This window comes from Microbacterium sp. R1 (assembly GCF_015159725.1).
Lineage (GTDB): Bacteria > Actinomycetota > Actinomycetes > Actinomycetales > Microbacteriaceae > Microbacterium > Microbacterium oxydans.
On the sequence record NZ_JADDUD010000002.1, the window covers coordinates 249,444 to 263,835 of the forward strand.

General features: G+C 70.5%; 15 protein-coding genes. 9 read left to right on the forward strand and 6 right to left on the reverse strand.

The features are described 5' to 3' along the window. Window positions 1-117 precede the first annotated feature (117 nt). From ILP86_RS13030 to ILP86_RS19625, 7 genes are read left to right on the forward strand one after another with little or no spacing between them, the layout of a single operon-like run. Window positions 118-1,014, forward strand: a complete 897-nt coding sequence (locus ILP86_RS13030; RefSeq protein ID WP_141368075.1) for an SIS domain-containing protein — start codon at window positions 118-120, stop codon at window positions 1,012-1,014. Window positions 1,015-1,038: 24 nt separating this feature from the next. Continuing rightward, window positions 1,039-2,031: an ROK family protein gene (locus tag ILP86_RS13035; protein WP_193762155.1), complete on the forward strand. Its 993-nt coding sequence runs from the start codon at window positions 1,039-1,041 to the stop codon at window positions 2,029-2,031. Next, window positions 2,028-2,972 (forward strand): 1-phosphofructokinase family hexose kinase, encoded by a 945-nt coding sequence (locus ILP86_RS13040; protein ID WP_193762156.1) that lies wholly within the window; start codon window positions 2,028-2,030, stop codon window positions 2,970-2,972. The genes ILP86_RS13035 and ILP86_RS13040 overlap by 4 nt, the downstream gene beginning before the upstream one ends. Further along, entirely contained in the window at window positions 2,969-3,823 is an 855-nt protein-coding gene (locus ILP86_RS13045) for a class II fructose-bisphosphate aldolase (protein ID WP_193762157.1), read from the forward strand. Before ILP86_RS13040 ends, ILP86_RS13045 begins: the two co-directional genes overlap by 4 nt. Then, entirely contained in the window at window positions 3,823-4,599 is a 777-nt protein-coding gene (locus ILP86_RS13050) for a DeoR/GlpR family DNA-binding transcription regulator (protein ID WP_058630848.1), read from the forward strand. The genes ILP86_RS13045 and ILP86_RS13050 overlap by 1 nt, the downstream gene beginning before the upstream one ends. A 33-nt stretch (window positions 4,600-4,632) precedes the next feature. Further along, window positions 4,633-4,995, forward strand: a complete 363-nt coding sequence (locus tag ILP86_RS19620; protein WP_227751227.1) for a hypothetical protein — start codon at window positions 4,633-4,635, stop codon at window positions 4,993-4,995. Next, entirely contained in the window at window positions 4,992-5,213 is a 222-nt protein-coding gene (locus tag ILP86_RS19625; RefSeq protein WP_308431937.1) for a type II toxin-antitoxin system PemK/MazF family toxin, read from the forward strand. The genes ILP86_RS19620 and ILP86_RS19625 overlap by 4 nt, the downstream gene beginning before the upstream one ends. Window positions 5,214-5,472: 259 nt before the next feature. On the opposite strand, the gene ILP86_RS13060 is transcribed toward ILP86_RS19625, so the two are convergent. From ILP86_RS13060 to ILP86_RS13075, 4 genes are all read right to left on the reverse strand, one after another. Then, on the reverse strand, window positions 5,473-7,923 hold the full coding sequence (locus tag ILP86_RS13060; RefSeq protein WP_193762158.1) for a CHAT domain-containing protein: 2,451 nt from the start codon (window positions 7,921-7,923) through the stop codon (window positions 5,473-5,475). Between the two features lie 213 nt (window positions 7,924-8,136). Then, entirely contained in the window at window positions 8,137-9,705 is a 1,569-nt protein-coding gene (locus tag ILP86_RS13065) for a S8/S53 family peptidase (protein WP_193762159.1), read from the reverse strand. Between the two features lie 57 nt (window positions 9,706-9,762). Continuing rightward, the gene (locus ILP86_RS13070) at window positions 9,763-10,218 is read right to left on the reverse strand and encodes a hypothetical protein (protein ID WP_061016638.1); all 456 of its coding nucleotides are present in this window, start codon (window positions 10,216-10,218) and stop codon (window positions 9,763-9,765) included. Next, window positions 10,215-10,895 (reverse strand): RNA polymerase sigma factor, encoded by a 681-nt coding sequence (locus ILP86_RS13075; protein ID WP_227751229.1) that lies wholly within the window; start codon window positions 10,893-10,895, stop codon window positions 10,215-10,217. Before ILP86_RS13075 ends, ILP86_RS13070 begins: the two co-directional genes overlap by 4 nt. Before the next feature lie 70 nt (window positions 10,896-10,965). Here ILP86_RS13075 and ILP86_RS13080 point away from each other — a divergent pair, with 70 nt between their 5' ends. After that, on the forward strand, window positions 10,966-11,184 hold the full coding sequence (locus tag ILP86_RS13080; protein ID WP_113681125.1) for an SCO4848 family membrane protein: 219 nt from the start codon (window positions 10,966-10,968) through the stop codon (window positions 11,182-11,184). A 24-nt stretch (window positions 11,185-11,208) separates the two neighbouring features. Here ILP86_RS13080 and ILP86_RS13085 read toward each other — a convergent pair whose 3' ends face one another. Next, a complete protein-coding gene (locus ILP86_RS13085) occupies window positions 11,209-12,576 on the reverse strand; it encodes an MFS transporter (RefSeq protein ID WP_193762160.1) in 1,368 nt (455 codons plus the stop codon). A gap of 74 nt (window positions 12,577-12,650) precedes the next feature. On the opposite strand from ILP86_RS13085, the gene ILP86_RS13090 reads away from it, so the two are divergent. Further along, on the forward strand, window positions 12,651-13,241 hold the full coding sequence (locus tag ILP86_RS13090; protein ID WP_046748094.1) for a helix-turn-helix domain-containing protein: 591 nt from the start codon (window positions 12,651-12,653) through the stop codon (window positions 13,239-13,241). Window positions 13,242-13,246: 5 nt separating this feature from the next. Here the strand turns inward: ILP86_RS13090 and ILP86_RS13095 are convergent, their stop codons facing one another. Beyond that, a complete protein-coding gene (locus ILP86_RS13095) occupies window positions 13,247-14,371 on the reverse strand; it encodes an aromatic acid exporter family protein (protein ID WP_193762161.1) in 1,125 nt (374 codons plus the stop codon). Between the last annotated feature and the right edge of the window lie 21 nt (window positions 14,372-14,392).

Below are 14,392 nucleotides of genomic sequence, written 5' to 3' on the forward strand. Positions count from 1 at the left end.
CAGGAGAACAAACAAATCAAGGTAAAGCTGTTGACGACTCGATTCGACGCCATACTATGATCGAATCAAGCTTGAAACGATCACAAGTATGCAACATATCGCCAGAAAGGCACCTCGATGACTGAATCGCTGCCCGGCGCACACATGCGCGAAGAGCTCAACTCCCAGCCCGAGATGTGGACTCGGGCCGCAGACCTGAAGGCCGAGCAGGCGCTGCTCCCCGCTTCCGGTGCCCGGATCGCCGTCGTGGGCTGCGGTACCTCGTGGTTCATGGCGCAGTCGTACGCGGCGCTGCGCGAGTCCGCCGGCCACGGCGAGACCGACGCGTACGCGGCATCCGAGGCCTTCCTCGACCGCGGGTATGACGCCGTCGTCGCCCTGACCCGCTCAGGGACCACCAGCGAGGTGCTCGAGCTCGTCGAGCGCATCAAGGGGCGCATCCCCACGGTCGGCGTGATCGGAGACCCGGACTCGCCGCTGGTCTCGCTGGTCGACGACGCCGTGCTGCTGCCGTTCGCCGACGAGAAGTCGGTGGTGCAGACCCGTTTCGCCACCACGGCCCTCGCCCTCTTCCGCGCCTCGCTCGGTGAGGACCTCTCCGGCGCCATCGCCGACGCCGAGGCCGTGCTCGCCGAGGACGGCGACGACGAGCTGCGCGACGCGGAGCAGTACACGTTCCTCGGTCGCGGCTGGACCATCGGCCTCGCCCACGAGGCCGCGCTGAAGCTGCGCGAGTCGTCGCAGTCATGGACGGAGGCGTACCCGTCGATGGACTACCGCCACGGTCCGATCGCGATCGCGGCCCCGGGCCGCGTCACCTGGCAGTTCGGCGAGGCGCCCGACGGCCTCTCGGCGCAGGTCGAGGCCACCGGTGCCCGGTTCGAGCAGCGGGCGATCGACCCGCTCGCCGACCTCGTGCGCCTGCACCGCACCGCACTCGACCGGGCCGTCGCCCGAGGCCTCGACCCCGATCAGCCCCGCAACCTCACGCGATCCGTCATCCTGGATGCATGACGCAACCCGCCGCCGGAGCCGACCATGACCCGAGCTGACGGGATGACCGACGTCCCCGACGTCGAGCGGGATGCCGCAGGGGAGAAGCTCGCCGCCGTGCGGACTCTCGGCGGCGGCGCGCCCGTGCTGGCGTTCGACGTGGGCGGCACCGACATCAAGTCGGCCCTGTTCGATGCCGACGGCACGGCTCTCGGGCTGCGCCGCACGCCCACGCCGATCGCCGAGGGCGATCGCACGCAGGTGCTCCTCGACCGCCTCGAGGTGCTGGCGGGAGAGCTCCGCGCCGCGCACCCCGACGTCGTGCCGCAGGCCGTGGGGCTCGTCGTCCCGGGGATCGTCGACGCGGATGCCGGGCTGGGGGTGTTCGCGAGCAATCTCGGATGGCACGACTCCCCGTTGCGCGATCTGGCCGCAGAGCGTCTCGGGCTCCCCGTGGCGTTCGATCACGACGTGCGTGCGGCGAGCTGGGCGGAGCGACGACTCGGCGGTGCGCGTGACTACGCCGATGCGGTGGTGCTCGTGATCGGAACCGGGATCGCGGGCGCCCTGCTCGTCGGGGGCGTCCCGTACACCGCGGGAGGATATGCGGGCGAGATCGGGCACTCCCCGATCGCGGACGGGCCGATCTGCGCGTGCGGCGCTCGCGGCTGCCTGGAAGCCGTCGCCTCGGCCGGAGCCATCGCCCGTCGCTATCAGGAGGCGACGGGAATCTCCCCCGAGGGGGCGAAGGACGTGATCGCGCGCGCGGCGGCGGGCGATGAGACCGCTGCGGAGATCTGGAACTCGGCACTCGACGCTCTGACGATGTCGCTGGCTCAGCTCACCGCCGTCGTGGCGCCGGAGGCCGTGGTGATCGGAGGCGGGCTGTCGCGTGCCGGTGGTGCGCTCTTCGACGAGCTGCGCACGCGCTTGGCCGCGCGGCTCAGCTTCCACCGCATCCCCGCTCTGGTCCCGGCCGAGCTCTCCGGCAACGCGGGTCTGCTGGGTGCCGCGCTTCGAGCTCGGGAGCTCACGTGATCCTCACCGTCACCCCCAACCCCGCACTCGATCTCACCTGGCGCGTCGACCGACTCGTCGAAGGGGGAACGCACCGCGCGGACCCCGGAGCGGCGCGCGCGGGTGGCAAGGGGCTCAACGTCGCCCGCGTGGCCCATGCCGAAGGGACCGAGGTGCTCGCGGTCACCACCGTGGGCGGTCGGGTCGGCGAGGAGTTCGCGGAGGAGCTGCGGGCGAGCGGCGTCCCGCACGCCCTGGTGCCGGTCGCCGCCGAGACCCGTCGCAGCATCGCGGTGGTCGATGCGGCACTCGGAGACACCACGATCATCAACGAACGCGGCGTGAATCCGACCGACGTGGAGTGGGCGGCACTGCTTGCCGAGGTGGTCGAACGGCTCGCGGGCACCCGGGTGCTCGTCGTTTCCGGCAGTCTGCCGCCCGGTGCGCCCGAGTCGTTGATCCCCATGCTCGTCGCGGTGGGAAGGGATGCCGGCGTGCCGGTGATCGTCGATACCTCCGGCCCTGCTCTGCTGCTCGCGGCCGACGCCGGAGCACGCGTGCTCAAGCCGAATGCGGCCGAGCTGGTCGAGGCCACCGGCATCGCCGACCCGGTCGACGGAGCCCGATCCCTCATCGCCAGGGGCGCGGAGCTCGTGCTGCTCTCGCTCGGCGCCGAGGGCATGCTCGCCGTCACCGCGGCCGAGCTCGTGCACGCGCGCCTGGACGAGCCGCTCTCCGGCAACCCGACGGGTGCGGGCGATGCCGGTGTCGCAGCGTGCGCCGTGTTGTACGCCGCCGGGGTGCGCGACCCCGAGCAGATCCTCCGCCGTGCAACGGCATGGTCCGCCGCCGCGGTGCTCACGCCACTCGCGGGCGACATCTCCTCACGCTGGACCGAGCTCGAACAGCACTTGCGCATCTCGCGCCCCGACCCTGAATCCTTCCGGAAGGACCCCTCGTGACCCTCGTCTCCGCTCGCGACCTCGTCTCCGCGGCATCTGCTGCCGGCACGGGCATCGGCGCTTTCAACGTGATCCATCTCGAGACGGCGGAGGGCTTGGTTCGGGCAGCCGCGCTCGCCCAGCTCCCCGTCATCCTGCAGATCTCCCAGAACTGCGCCGACTATCACGGTGGGCTCGAACCCATCGCCCTGGCGACTCTCGCGGTGGCACGGCGCGCGCAGACCCCCGTGGCTGTGCACCTCGACCACGCCGAGCGGCCGGAGCTCGTCGACGAGGCCATCGCGCTGGGCTTCGGCTCGGTCATGTTCGACGGCGGGGCGCTGCCCTACGACGACAACGTGGCGCTCACGGCGGCGGTCGCGGCGCGTGCGCACGAGGCCGGCGTGTATGTCGAGGGTGAGCTCGGCGAGGTGGGGGGCAAGGACGGAGCCCATGCGCCCGGTGTGCGCACCGACCCCGACGAGGCGCGGGCATTCGTGGCATCGACGGGAGTGGATGCTCTCGCGGTCGCGGTGGGCTCTTCGCACGCGATGACCGACCGCACCGCCTCTCTCGACCTCGACCTGATCGGGCGCCTTCGCGAGGCTCTCCCCGTGCCGCTGGTGCTGCACGGATCGTCCGGTGTGGCGGATGCCGTGATCGCCGATGCCGTGCGCGCCGGCATGACCAAGATCAACGTCTCGACGCACCTGAACGGCTACTTCACGCGCGCCGTCCGCGAGAAGCTCGACGCGGACGAGCGCCTGGTCGACTCCCGCAAGTACCTCGCGCCGGCCCGCGATGCCCTCGCGGACGAAGCCGCGCGCATGCTCCGGCTGTTCGCGTTGCAGACGACGGAAGCCGTGGCCTGATGAAGCGGGCCGCCCGGCTGAACGCGATCCTCGACCTGCTGGCTGCGAAGGGCGAGGTTACGGTCGAAGAGCTCGTCGAGGAGTTCGAGGCTTCGTCGGCGACCACGCGTCGCGACCTCGACACGCTCGCCGAGCAGCGCCTGCTCACCCGGACCCATGGCGGTGCGGTAGCGCAGACGGTCGCCTATGAACTGCCCATCCGCTACAAGAGCCACCTGCGCACGCATGAGAAGGCCAGCATCGCGCAGACCGCCGCCGGCCTGGTCGCACCCGGCATGGTGGTCGGGCTCTCCGGCGGCACGACCACGACCGCGATCGCCGCTGCCTTGGCCGCACGGGACGACCTCGCGGGGAGCGGTGGCATCACCGTGGTCACGAATGCCGTGAACATCGCTGCCCAGCTCGCCACGCGCCCCGACATCAAGGTGGTCGTCACCGGTGGCGTCATCCACTCGCGCAGCTACGAACTGGTCGGTCCGTTCGTGGAGCAGCTGCTGCGCGGAGTGCGGCTCGACATCGCCTTCATCGGTGTGAACGGGATGGACGCCGTCGCCGGTGCGACCACACAGGACGAGCGCGAGGCCGCGGTGAACCGGATGATGGCCGAACGCGCGCGCCGAGCGGTCGTGGTGACCGACGGCAGCAAGCTCGGCGTCGAGGCGTTCTCGACCGTCGGCGGCGTCGAGCTCTTCCCGACCGTGATCACCGACGCCGGGGCTGACACCGAGGTGCTCGCAGCGCTCCGCGCGGCTGGATACGCGGTGCTGGTCGCCTGACGCCGCCGCACGGAGCGCGGTCATACTCAAAGTATGACTACGACGATCAAGGTGAGCGACGACCTGCGCGACCGGCTGAAGGAGCAGGCCGCGCGTGACGGTCTCACTCCCGGCGCGCATCTCGCTCACCTTGCCGACGCGGAGGACCGCCGTCGGAGACTGCAGTCGCTGAAGCATGCGATCGAACGGACGGCTGCGGCCGACAAGCAATCGCATGCTGCAGAAGCCGCCGAATGGGAGCGGACCGACCTGACCGACGCGACCGCGCGACTTCCTCCTCAGAGCTCGCACCAGGACGAGCCGTCTGGGCCGCACTCGAGCCGGTGCGCGGCAGGGAGTAGGGGGGACATCGTCCCGTTCTCGTCGTGGCCTCGGCTGGATACTTGGATGCCGTGACCACGCTGGCCATCGTGCTGCCGATCACGACGACCGACCGGGGCTGGCCGAATCACGTCGTCGTGGACGAGCCGAGCGGACTGGACTTGCCGTCGTGGATCATGACCGAGCAACCTCGCACGCTTTCCCGCGACCGCCTCACGGGGACGGCAGGTGAGGTCACGCGGGAATGCCTGGCCTCGGTACGCGTCTGGCTCGGCGACTTCCTCGGGCTCTGAGGAGCGTCGCTCCCCCGGCACACCCCAAGGGCCCCGACGTCCCCAGATCGTCGAGGCCCCCTGAGGGTGCCGCGGCGGCCTGCCGCATCATCCTCGAGCAGATGGTGTCCGTGTCGTGTTCGCGCTCCCCCAGTGCGCATGATCCCCAGATCCGACTGCGCCTCCCTCGCGCCTCTCCCTTCGAGGCCCTTCGCATGGCACCTTCCGAAGAACAGGAGCGAGCGGCCCCCCTTCTGATACATCGAATGGAGGAAAAGTTTCAGAATCCGCTGCCGTGGCACTGGAACGGGGCGCTCAGGCCGGTCTCGGCCGATGCCCGCGCGAGCGCGACGGCCGGTGCGGCACCTTCGGACAGGCCGGTGTGCACGGCGCTGAGGAGCTCGGCCGCGACGTCATCCGGAACGGCGACGGGGGCGGCGATCACGCAGTCGGCACCCGCGTGCAACCACACCCGCGTCATGCCCAACGCCTCTTCGCCCCACCGCACCGAGGAGCGCCCGAGCTCGCACGCCGACAGGATCACGGTCGACGGGACCTTCGGGATCAGGTCGACGTCGTAGCCGAACAGCACGCCGTCCGCGAGCTCGAAACCGGAGAACAGCGGGTTGTCCACCGCGTGCCTGCCGTGAGCCGCGATGTGGAGCACGTCGGTGGCCGCTGCGAGCTCGGTGACGGCGGCGACCGTCGCGTCCGAAGGCACCAGGATTCGCGGAGTGCGGCCGGTTCCCCGCCAGGTCGCCGCCGCGCGCTCGATCTCGTCGGCGGCGCGCGCTACCCGGGGCCCGGCGGCGAAGCCGATCATCGACGGTGCCGTCGTCGTGCGAGAGGGGACGCCCAGCAGGCGGGAGGCCGACGTCGCGAGGGTGAAGGGGACGCCGGAGATTCCGGGGAGCATCGCCCAGGGAACGCCGCCGAGCACACCGGGCACCGTGATCGCGAAGCGCGCTGCGGACGGCGCGGCGGACCTCACCGGGTCGAGCAGCTCCGCGTCGAGGACCGCCAGCCGTGAGGTGAGCGCCCGCTCGGTGACCGCGCCCATCAGTCCCCCACGCGTCAGCGCGGCCATATCGAGATCGGCGCGGAGGCCGTCGAGCGCCGTCTGCACCCGCCGCCACGACAGGTCGACGATGGTCGCGCCGGCCGATGTCGCGACCACGGCCTGCAGGTCGGATCCGGTGAAGATGTATGACAGGACCGCCAGGTCGGGGGCGAGCAGCGCCGTTGCCTCCGCGAGCCCGAGCCGCTCTCTGGTGCCGCCGGAGCCCGTCGCCGCCCACTGCCGCTCGCGTACCCTGTCGCGCAGTTCCCGCACTCTGGCATCCGTCGTCCAGTCGCCCCCGGCCAGCTCGGCGCGCAGCATCCGCAGCTCGGCCAGGTCCACCGCGAGCGACTCATCGTGTGGGGGTCGCACCGGGGCGACCTGCTGGCTGAGGTGGCGCGCACGCTCGGACCACTCGAACAGCGTGGCGGGGTCGCGCAATCGCGCCGCAGCGGAGAGCCCCGCGAACATCAGATCGCTGCCGTGCATCGCGACGGAGGCCTGGAGGTCGAGGGCGCCGAACGCCTGCTGCCAGGCGGTGAGCAGCTCGAGGCCGTCGGCGGCGGCGCGCAGGGCGTCGCGGTCACGGCCGGCAGCCGCGGCGCGCGCGGCACGCACCTCCTGGGCGCGGATGCGCAGCGGTGTCGGGGCGGTGTCGGCGATTCGCGGCAGGCGGCCGGAGCCATCACGGCGTGCACTCAGCCGCAGCCCCGTGGCCTCGGTATGGAAGCCGCTCCGTTCGAGGGCTTTCGCCGTCCGCGCGAACGCCGCGTCGTCGATGCGGAGATGCGGCTTCGCTCGCTGCTGCGCCTCCAGCCGCACCGCCTCTGCCCGGGCCGCCCACCCGTCGTTCGCGAGCGCGGTGAAGCGTCGCGCCGCGGTGCGTGCTGCGCGTTCGGCTGCGGCAGGATCATGACGCAGGAGAGAGCGAGCCAGATGGAACTCCGACTCGCCTCTGGCCTGTCGCATCCGTTGGGTACCGAACTGGGCGGCGACCTGCTCGAGGAGTGCTTCGGCCTCGGTCGTGAGTCCCGCGTCGCGCAGCACCTCCGCGCGATCGAGGTCGCTGATGGCTGCAGCGAGATCGCTGATCGCGGCGAGCGTCGGGCGGGAACGTGTCATGAGCGTGAGCGCGGTGACGAGGTCTCCTCCGAGCAGGGCCGCGTACCCGAGGTTGTGCCTGGCCTCGGCGAGTGGCTCCTCGTCGTCGTTCGCCTCGTACACGGCCACCGCACGCTGCAGATCCTCGATGCAGGTCTCGAGTTCGCGCTGCTGCATCCGTACCACCGAGCGGTTCATCAGGCAGTTGGCGAGCTCGGTGGTCTCGTCTCCGATCGCGCTGATCGTGTCGATCGCACGGCTGAGTTCGATCTCCGCCTCGGCCAGCCGACCACCGTGCATGAGCAGTGTGCCGAGCTGTCCGCTGAGCACCGCGATGGTCTCGCTCCGCAGACCGGGCCGGCCGAGCGCTTCGCGGCACAGCTGTTCGGCGGCTGCCGGCTCCCCCGTCTGCGCGAGGACGTAGGCGACCGTGCCGTCGATGCGTGCGCGGAGATCGGGGTCGTCGGCGCGGACGGACGCCGCGCCGAGGGCGCGCCGCGCCTGCGCGAACCGCCGGGCGTTCGCCGCCTCGACTCCGCGCCGGTGCAGCTCGATCGCGGACAGGGGCATCCCTCCAGGATGCCGTGCTCCAGGGCTGCGGGGAAGAGCGCGGATCGAGCTCGACACCCGCCGGGAGAAAGTTCATTCGTCGGATGACGCGCCGCGTCCTGATCCGGCATTCGTGCATTCGTCCTGCAGGTGCACCGCCGGGCGCCCCGGGCAGCCGCCCGGCACCAGGACGAGCCGCCCGTATCGGTACGGACGGCTCGTCCCGGGGGTGCGTCAGACGGGATCGATCGGGCTCGGCAGCGACTTCAGGACGGCGGCGACCGCCTTCGCCGCAGCGCTGGGGGCCGCTCCGCCGACCGGCACCGTACCGAGCTGCGCGGCGACCCGCGCCGCGACATACGGTGCCGAGAACGACGTACCGCTCCACACCGCGAAGCCCCCGCGGTAATCGTCGGGGTCGATCGTCTCACGGCGCAGACCTTCGACGTCGGCCCTCGTCGCCGCCTGGGCGCCTCCCACGAACGCGGGCGAGGTGCTCACCACCGCCGCTCCGGGTGCGTAGGCCTGCACCCACGGACCGATGTTCGAGAACAGGGCGACCGACTGGCCGGAAGGATTCAACGCTCCGACGGAGACGAGCGGCGCGTCCTTGTCCGGGCGGATGCCGTTGTCCGCGCCCGGCCATGGCCACAGGGATGCCGGGAAGGAGGGGCGATCGATCGCGTCGTTCCCCGCGGAGCACACCACGACGCAGCCGAGTTCGCGTGCCTTGGCGAGCAGCTGGTAGAGCGTGAGGCTGAACAGTCCGTCGGTCGGCGTCTCGTGGTAGTAGCTGAGCGACAGGTTCAGCACATCGATCGGGAAGCCCGTCTTCGGGTTCTCGCGGTGGCGCGCCAGCAGCGTCACGACCTGGGCGACCGTCTCGAGGAGCGTGCTCTCGTCCACGACGCCGAGCGCCCCCGCGACCCGGATCGAGAGGATGTCGGCGTCCGGAGCCGCCTGTCGGACGATGCCCGCGATGAAGGTGCCGTGTCCCGCGACCGCGTCGATCTCCCCGTCGAGCTGCCCGTACAGGTCGGGGTAGCGCTCCGGATCGGCGTCATCGGTCAGCCCGACCGGCACGCCGTCGAGGTCGACGGTGCGGGTGACGATGTCAGCGGGAAGCCAGGCGTGCTCGCCGCAGCCGGTGTCGAGTACAGCGACGACGGGTCGTCGTCCGCGCTTGGGGCTGGGACCGCGCACGGGCGCAGGCCCCACCCAGGTCACCGGCTGTCGTGCTCCGCGTCCGGGCTCGAGGTAGTCGTCGCTGCCGCCGGCGCCACCCGCACCGCGCACCGGGTTGGTGCGGGTGAACGGATTGGTGCGGGTGAACGGGTTCGTCCTGGTGAACGGATTGAGCCCGACCGGATCGATGGAGAGCACGTGGTCGAGGCTCGTGCGCGGCATCGTCGAGCGGGACATGCGGCGTGCGCGCTGGAGCACGCGCCAGGCATCCGGTGCGACGGGCGATTCACCGCGCACCGGCTCGTCCGGCGTGCGCAGCCGTGCGCGCAGGAAACCGGGAACTCCCGGCACGAGTTCGCCGTCGACCGCTGAGCGGGTGTCGTCCTCGATCTCGAGCTGCCAGCCGAACGTGTCTGCCGCGTCGCGGAGCGTGCGCACCTCCCGGTCGTAGGCCTCCTCATCGCCGAGAGCGCGGGTGATCAGCAGGCGTTCCGGCAGGTACGCCGTCGGAAACGCACGGATACCGTCCACCGGCTCCGTGCTCGGGTCGAGCGCCGTGCCCCGTCGGATCGATCCCTCCGCGCGGTCCTGCCAGGTCCATCCCTTGGGCTGATCCATGCGTCATCCTCTTCCTGCGGGTGGACCCGCGTCTTCATCGACGGGCGGCGCCCGTGGTCACAGCTCGAACTGCGGGGTCGCCAGTGTGCGCGTCTCGTCCCCGATCACGGTGGTCAGCTGAACGCGCGTGAGGCCGGGCGGGACGTCGTCGAACACGAAGCGTCCGGTCTCCTCCGGCGTGATCGACCTGGTCTTCTCGCCCTGGGTCAGGACGATCTCGGCGGCTGCGGTGTCGACCCAGCCGTCGACGCGGCGGCGTCCGGAAGCCGTCGTCGTCACGTGCAGCAGGATGCTCGTCGATCCGTCGCTGAACTGCAGGGTGAGCGCGTCGGCCTCGCCCCGCACCGCGCCCAACTGTCCTTCGACCAGCGTGAGCAGCGCGTATTCACGGTTCAGGCCGTCGGCGGCGACTGCGGCGACCATGCGGTCGATGAGGCCGGCGGGCATCGGATCGACCTCGCTCCACAGGGAGCGGAGCCGGGCGAACATCTGGGCGTCCTCGTTCTCGGTCATGCGAATCCCCCTGCCTGCGCTGTCGGTGGCGCGTCCAGCAGGGCGCGTAGTTTGGCGAGGCACCGGTTCCGAGTGGGGCCGATGCTGCCGACGGGCATGGCGAGGTCGCTGGCGATGCGGGCGTAGTCCGGACGATCCTCGAAGGCGATCACTCGCAGCAGCTTCTGGCAGCGCTCGTTCAGACGGCGCACGGCCGCCCACAGTCGCCGGTTCTCGTCGCCGAGGGTGGCGTGCTCTTCGGCCGACGCCTGTTCGGGCAGCAGCGTGTCGAGGTCATCCGCTTCGGTCGTGTCGACCTTGCCGTGCGCTTTCGCGACTTTCCAGGCCTCCCGGCGGGCGGTGGTCGTGAGCCAGGCCGATACGGCCCGTGAGTCGCTGATCGAGTCGTGGCCGCGGACGAGTCGCAGCCAGGTGGTCTGCACGACGTCTTCGGCGAGGGTGCGCTCCAGCCCATAGGCGCGCACGACGTGCCAGAGCACGGGCGTCATCAGCCGTACGAGCTCGTCCATCGCGCGGCTGTCGCTCTCGCGCCATGCGTCGAACAGATCCGCGGCGCGCTCCCAGCGTGCGCGCCCGTCGTCCGAGGCAGGATCGTGAGCGGTGCCGGGTGCACCGTCGATCATGAAGCCCATTGTGATCACACCTACCAGGAGCGCGGCAAGGGCTTTCTGATACATGTCTGCATCCAAGAATCCGCGCGGATGATCGTGCGGGGAGGCCCATAGACGAAGTCGATACCGTTGAGGGGTGATCCCCCTCGCCATCGTGCTGTTCCTCAACGCCGCCTTCAACGTTCTGGTCTGGCCGCAGTTCTACAAGCGCGTGTCCAAAGACCCCCGCGCGCGGGACGAGAACGGCAAGGCCACGGCGTTCCTCAAGGTGCATGCCGTCCTCATCGCGGTCGCGCTCGTGCTGGCTCTCGTGTCCCTGTTGGCGGGGATCGCCGCGCTGACCGGAGCGCTTTAGCGCCGACCGCCTTCTCCCGGGAGCTCAGGCCCTCTCGTACTGCTTCGCGTGCTCTGCCCAGCGGGACTCGACGGGCAGAGCGCGCAGCGCCCGGTTGCCGAGGGCCATCGCCACGGCGACGAGGCAGAGCGCTGCGCACACCAGGACGGTCCACTCCCGGCCGATCCAGGCGAGGCCGAAGCCGGCGATGAGTGGTGCCAGCGGCATCGCGCCCATGCCGAGAACACCGGCAGCGCTGTTGGCACGCCCCAGCAGGTGGCTCGGGGTCGCGACCATGAAGTAGCCCATCATGCCGGCATTGAGTGCCGGGACCAGCAGTACCGAGACGCCGAGCACCACGGCGATGATCAGCGGGTCGGTGACCATCGCCAGCACGATGGCACCCGCCGAGATCACGGAGAGCCCCGCGATCGCCAGGATTCCGGCCTTGATGCGCGGGATGAGCAGCGGGGCCACCACGGCTCCCGCGAGCATCACGGCGCCGATCGACGCGCTCAGGGTGCCGATCAGAAGCTCGGAATGTCCGTCCTGCTGGAGGGCGTAGATGATGGTGGTGATCGTGGCGTTGAAGCCGAGGTTGATGACCGTCGTGATGAGCAGCACCCCGCCGAGGTCGGGACGGGAGAGCAGCCACCCGAACCCCTCGCGGAGCTCCTTCCACGCGTCGGGCTTCGCCGCGGGCGGGGTCGTCGAGGTGCCGAAACCCAGACCATCCGCCGTGTCCGCGGCGTGTTCGGGCTCGACGCGCCGCGCAGCACGCAGATGGTCTGGGTTTTCGCCCGCATCGACCACTCCGGCGCGACGCGCCTGACGCCCCAGCATCCACGCGGTCAGGGCCGCGATCACGTGGCACAGGGTCATGACCACACCGACGAGCCAGCCGCCGACGCCGAGCAGCAGACCACCGAGCGGACCACCCGCCAGCTGGAGAGCGGCATCGCGCCCCTGATTCGCGGCCTGTGCGCGCCCCATCGCGTCGTCGGGAACGATCTCCTTGATGGCGCTCTCGCCCGCAACGTCGAAGAGTCCGCTGCGTGCGGCGAGCAGCACGTCGACCACGAGCAACGACCCGAAGGTCAGGGCGTCCCCCAGGGCGAGAAGCGTGAAGCCGCCAGCCAGCACGATGCCGATGAGCGAGCCGAGGAGCATCAGCGCGATACGGCGATGGCGGTCGGCCAGCACGCCGCCCGCAAGGGTCGTGAGGAGTCGGGCCGCCATCCCGACCCCGCCGATGATGCCCGCCTGAGCGGGGTCGTTCGTCACGATCAGAGCGAGCAGGGGGATCGCGAAGGCGAAGAGCGCGCCGGCGAGCCCCTTGCTCGTATCGCTCACCAACCAGGTGAGGTAGCGCGTGTTCCGCCACAGGCGATGAGGCTCGGTGAGGGTGGTCATGCGTCGAGATTAGATGCGCAAGAAGTATTGCGCAAGGCTTATTGCGCAATTGGAAGTGCGGGTAGGATCGGGGGATGACGGAGGATCGCACGAAAAGCGCGCGCGATGACCCCGCCTGGATGACATCGGCCATGCTGAAGGCCTACTCGCACCCGCTTCGGCGCCGGATGATCCGCCTCTTCGCCCGGCGGGACTTCCTCCGCGCAGCCGACATCGCCGCGGAACTGGGCGTGCCGGCGAACAGTGCCAGCTTCCACCTGCGCGCGCTCGCCGATGCCGGGCTGATCGAAGAGGCGCCGGAGAAGGCCCGCGATCGACGCGACCGCGTCTGGACGGGGCACAAGGGTCCCCTCAATGTGGGCGGCCCGGAGAGTCCGGTCGCCGACGAGGAACTCGGCAGCGCCGTGATCGCCGCGCTGGTCGAGGATCACCACGACCTGATGCGCCGCGTGACCGCCTGGACTCCCGAGTACGTCGCCGGTCGCACGGCAGAGGTGCACGCCGCCTTCACCCAGCGCACGATGCGGTTGACCGAGGCCGAATTCGACGACCTGATGGTGAAGATCAACGACGTGATGAGCGCTGCCGACGATGCGCACGATGACACCGACCCCGATGGACGCTATTGGCAGGTGGATGTGATCGCCGCCGACGACACCATCTGACGCGGCTACTCGACCTCCTCTTCCCTCTTCTCGGAGGGGGAGCCTGTACCGCTCAGGATCAGGATGCGTCGCAGGTGCATCGCGGTGAGCACTCCCGGGCCCATCGACCGTCGGACGTCGACCGTGCGGTCGTCGACGGTCTCGAGGAGCAGCCGGATCGCCCGCGCCGCCTCGGCGCGCACGCGGTGATCCTCGCTCGAGGAGGCATCGCCGTGCGCGATCACCTCGGCCACCGCATGGCACGCGGCCGACAGCGGACCCGGGAGGGCGGGGTCGAGCGCGAGCCCTGCCGGCCGCTCCCAAATGGTGTCGGCGATCTCGTCGGCGATGTCGCGGATGAGGTGGCCGATGCGATCGAGGGCGGCGAGCTCATCGTGGCTCTGCTGGATCCATGAGCGGTGTCCCTTGGCGCGAGGATTGCCGCGGCGACTCTCCTCCGCTTCGGTCAGGGCCGCCCTCAACTCCGAGGAGGTGTCGGCCAGCGAGGCAGCGTCATCAGCCCACTGCTCGTGCTCGGGAGGCCACGACTCCGAGACCGCCGAGCCGATGTCGTGCAGATGCGCGGCCAGCTGCTCGCGGAAGTCGGCCACCCGTCCTGCTGCTGCCATGGTGAGCGGCGCCGGCGCGATGACCAGGTTCACCACCAGGCCGACGACCACCCCGACCGCCATCTGCGTCAGATACCCGAGCGAGTAGTCGTCGGCGTTCTGTCCGCCGATGATCAGCACGAACAGGGCGGCCATCGGCACATACTCGCGACCGACGCCGAACCAGCCCGTGCCCGACACGAGTACGCCGAGGCCGACGACGAGAGGGATCGACCACCAGGTCGGACCCACCGTGATCACGATGAGTGTCGCGAGGCCGATTCCGGTGGCCAGCCCGAGTAAGGTCTGCAGACTCGATCTCGCCGAGCCCATCAGAGTCGGATACATGCTCACCAGCGCGCCGAGCGGAGCGTAGTAGGGGTACTCGTCGGTGACACCGGGCATGTGCGGTGCGATCGCCCAGGCCAGCCCGACCGCGAGCATCGTCTTCACGACGAGCAGGAGCCGCGCGGGGAGCACGGCCTCATGCAGCGAGCGGGCGACACCCGAACGGCGGGCCCGCAGACGGGGAGGGATCTTCACGCGCACCGAGCGTAGTGACCG

Excerpts from the sequence above, each read along its gene's own strand:
- ILP86_RS19620 (WP_227751227.1), top strand. The coding sequence starts at position 4,633 with ATGACTACGACGATCAAGGTGAGCGACGACCTGCGCGACCGGCTGAAG.
- ILP86_RS13030 (WP_141368075.1), top strand. The coding sequence starts at position 118 with ATGACTGAATCGCTGCCCGGCGCACACATGCGCGAAGAGCTCAACTCC.
- ILP86_RS13075 (WP_227751229.1), bottom strand. The coding sequence starts at position 10,895 with ATGTATCAGAAAGCCCTTGCCGCGCTCCTGGTAGGTGTGATCACAATG.
- ILP86_RS13050 (WP_058630848.1), top strand. The coding sequence starts at position 3,823 with ATGAAGCGGGCCGCCCGGCTGAACGCGATCCTCGACCTGCTGGCTGCG.
- ILP86_RS13090 (WP_046748094.1), top strand. The coding sequence starts at position 12,651 with ATGACGGAGGATCGCACGAAAAGCGCGCGCGATGACCCCGCCTGGATG.
- ILP86_RS13035 (WP_193762155.1), top strand. The coding sequence starts at position 1,039 with ATGACCCGAGCTGACGGGATGACCGACGTCCCCGACGTCGAGCGGGAT.
- ILP86_RS13085 (WP_193762160.1), bottom strand. The coding sequence starts at position 12,576 with ATGACCACCCTCACCGAGCCTCATCGCCTGTGGCGGAACACGCGCTAC.
- ILP86_RS13070 (WP_061016638.1), bottom strand. The coding sequence starts at position 10,218 with ATGACCGAGAACGAGGACGCCCAGATGTTCGCCCGGCTCCGCTCCCTG.
- ILP86_RS13065 (WP_193762159.1), bottom strand. The coding sequence starts at position 9,705 with ATGGATCAGCCCAAGGGATGGACCTGGCAGGACCGCGCGGAGGGATCG.
- ILP86_RS13060 (WP_193762158.1), bottom strand. The coding sequence starts at position 7,923 with ATGCCCCTGTCCGCGATCGAGCTGCACCGGCGCGGAGTCGAGGCGGCG.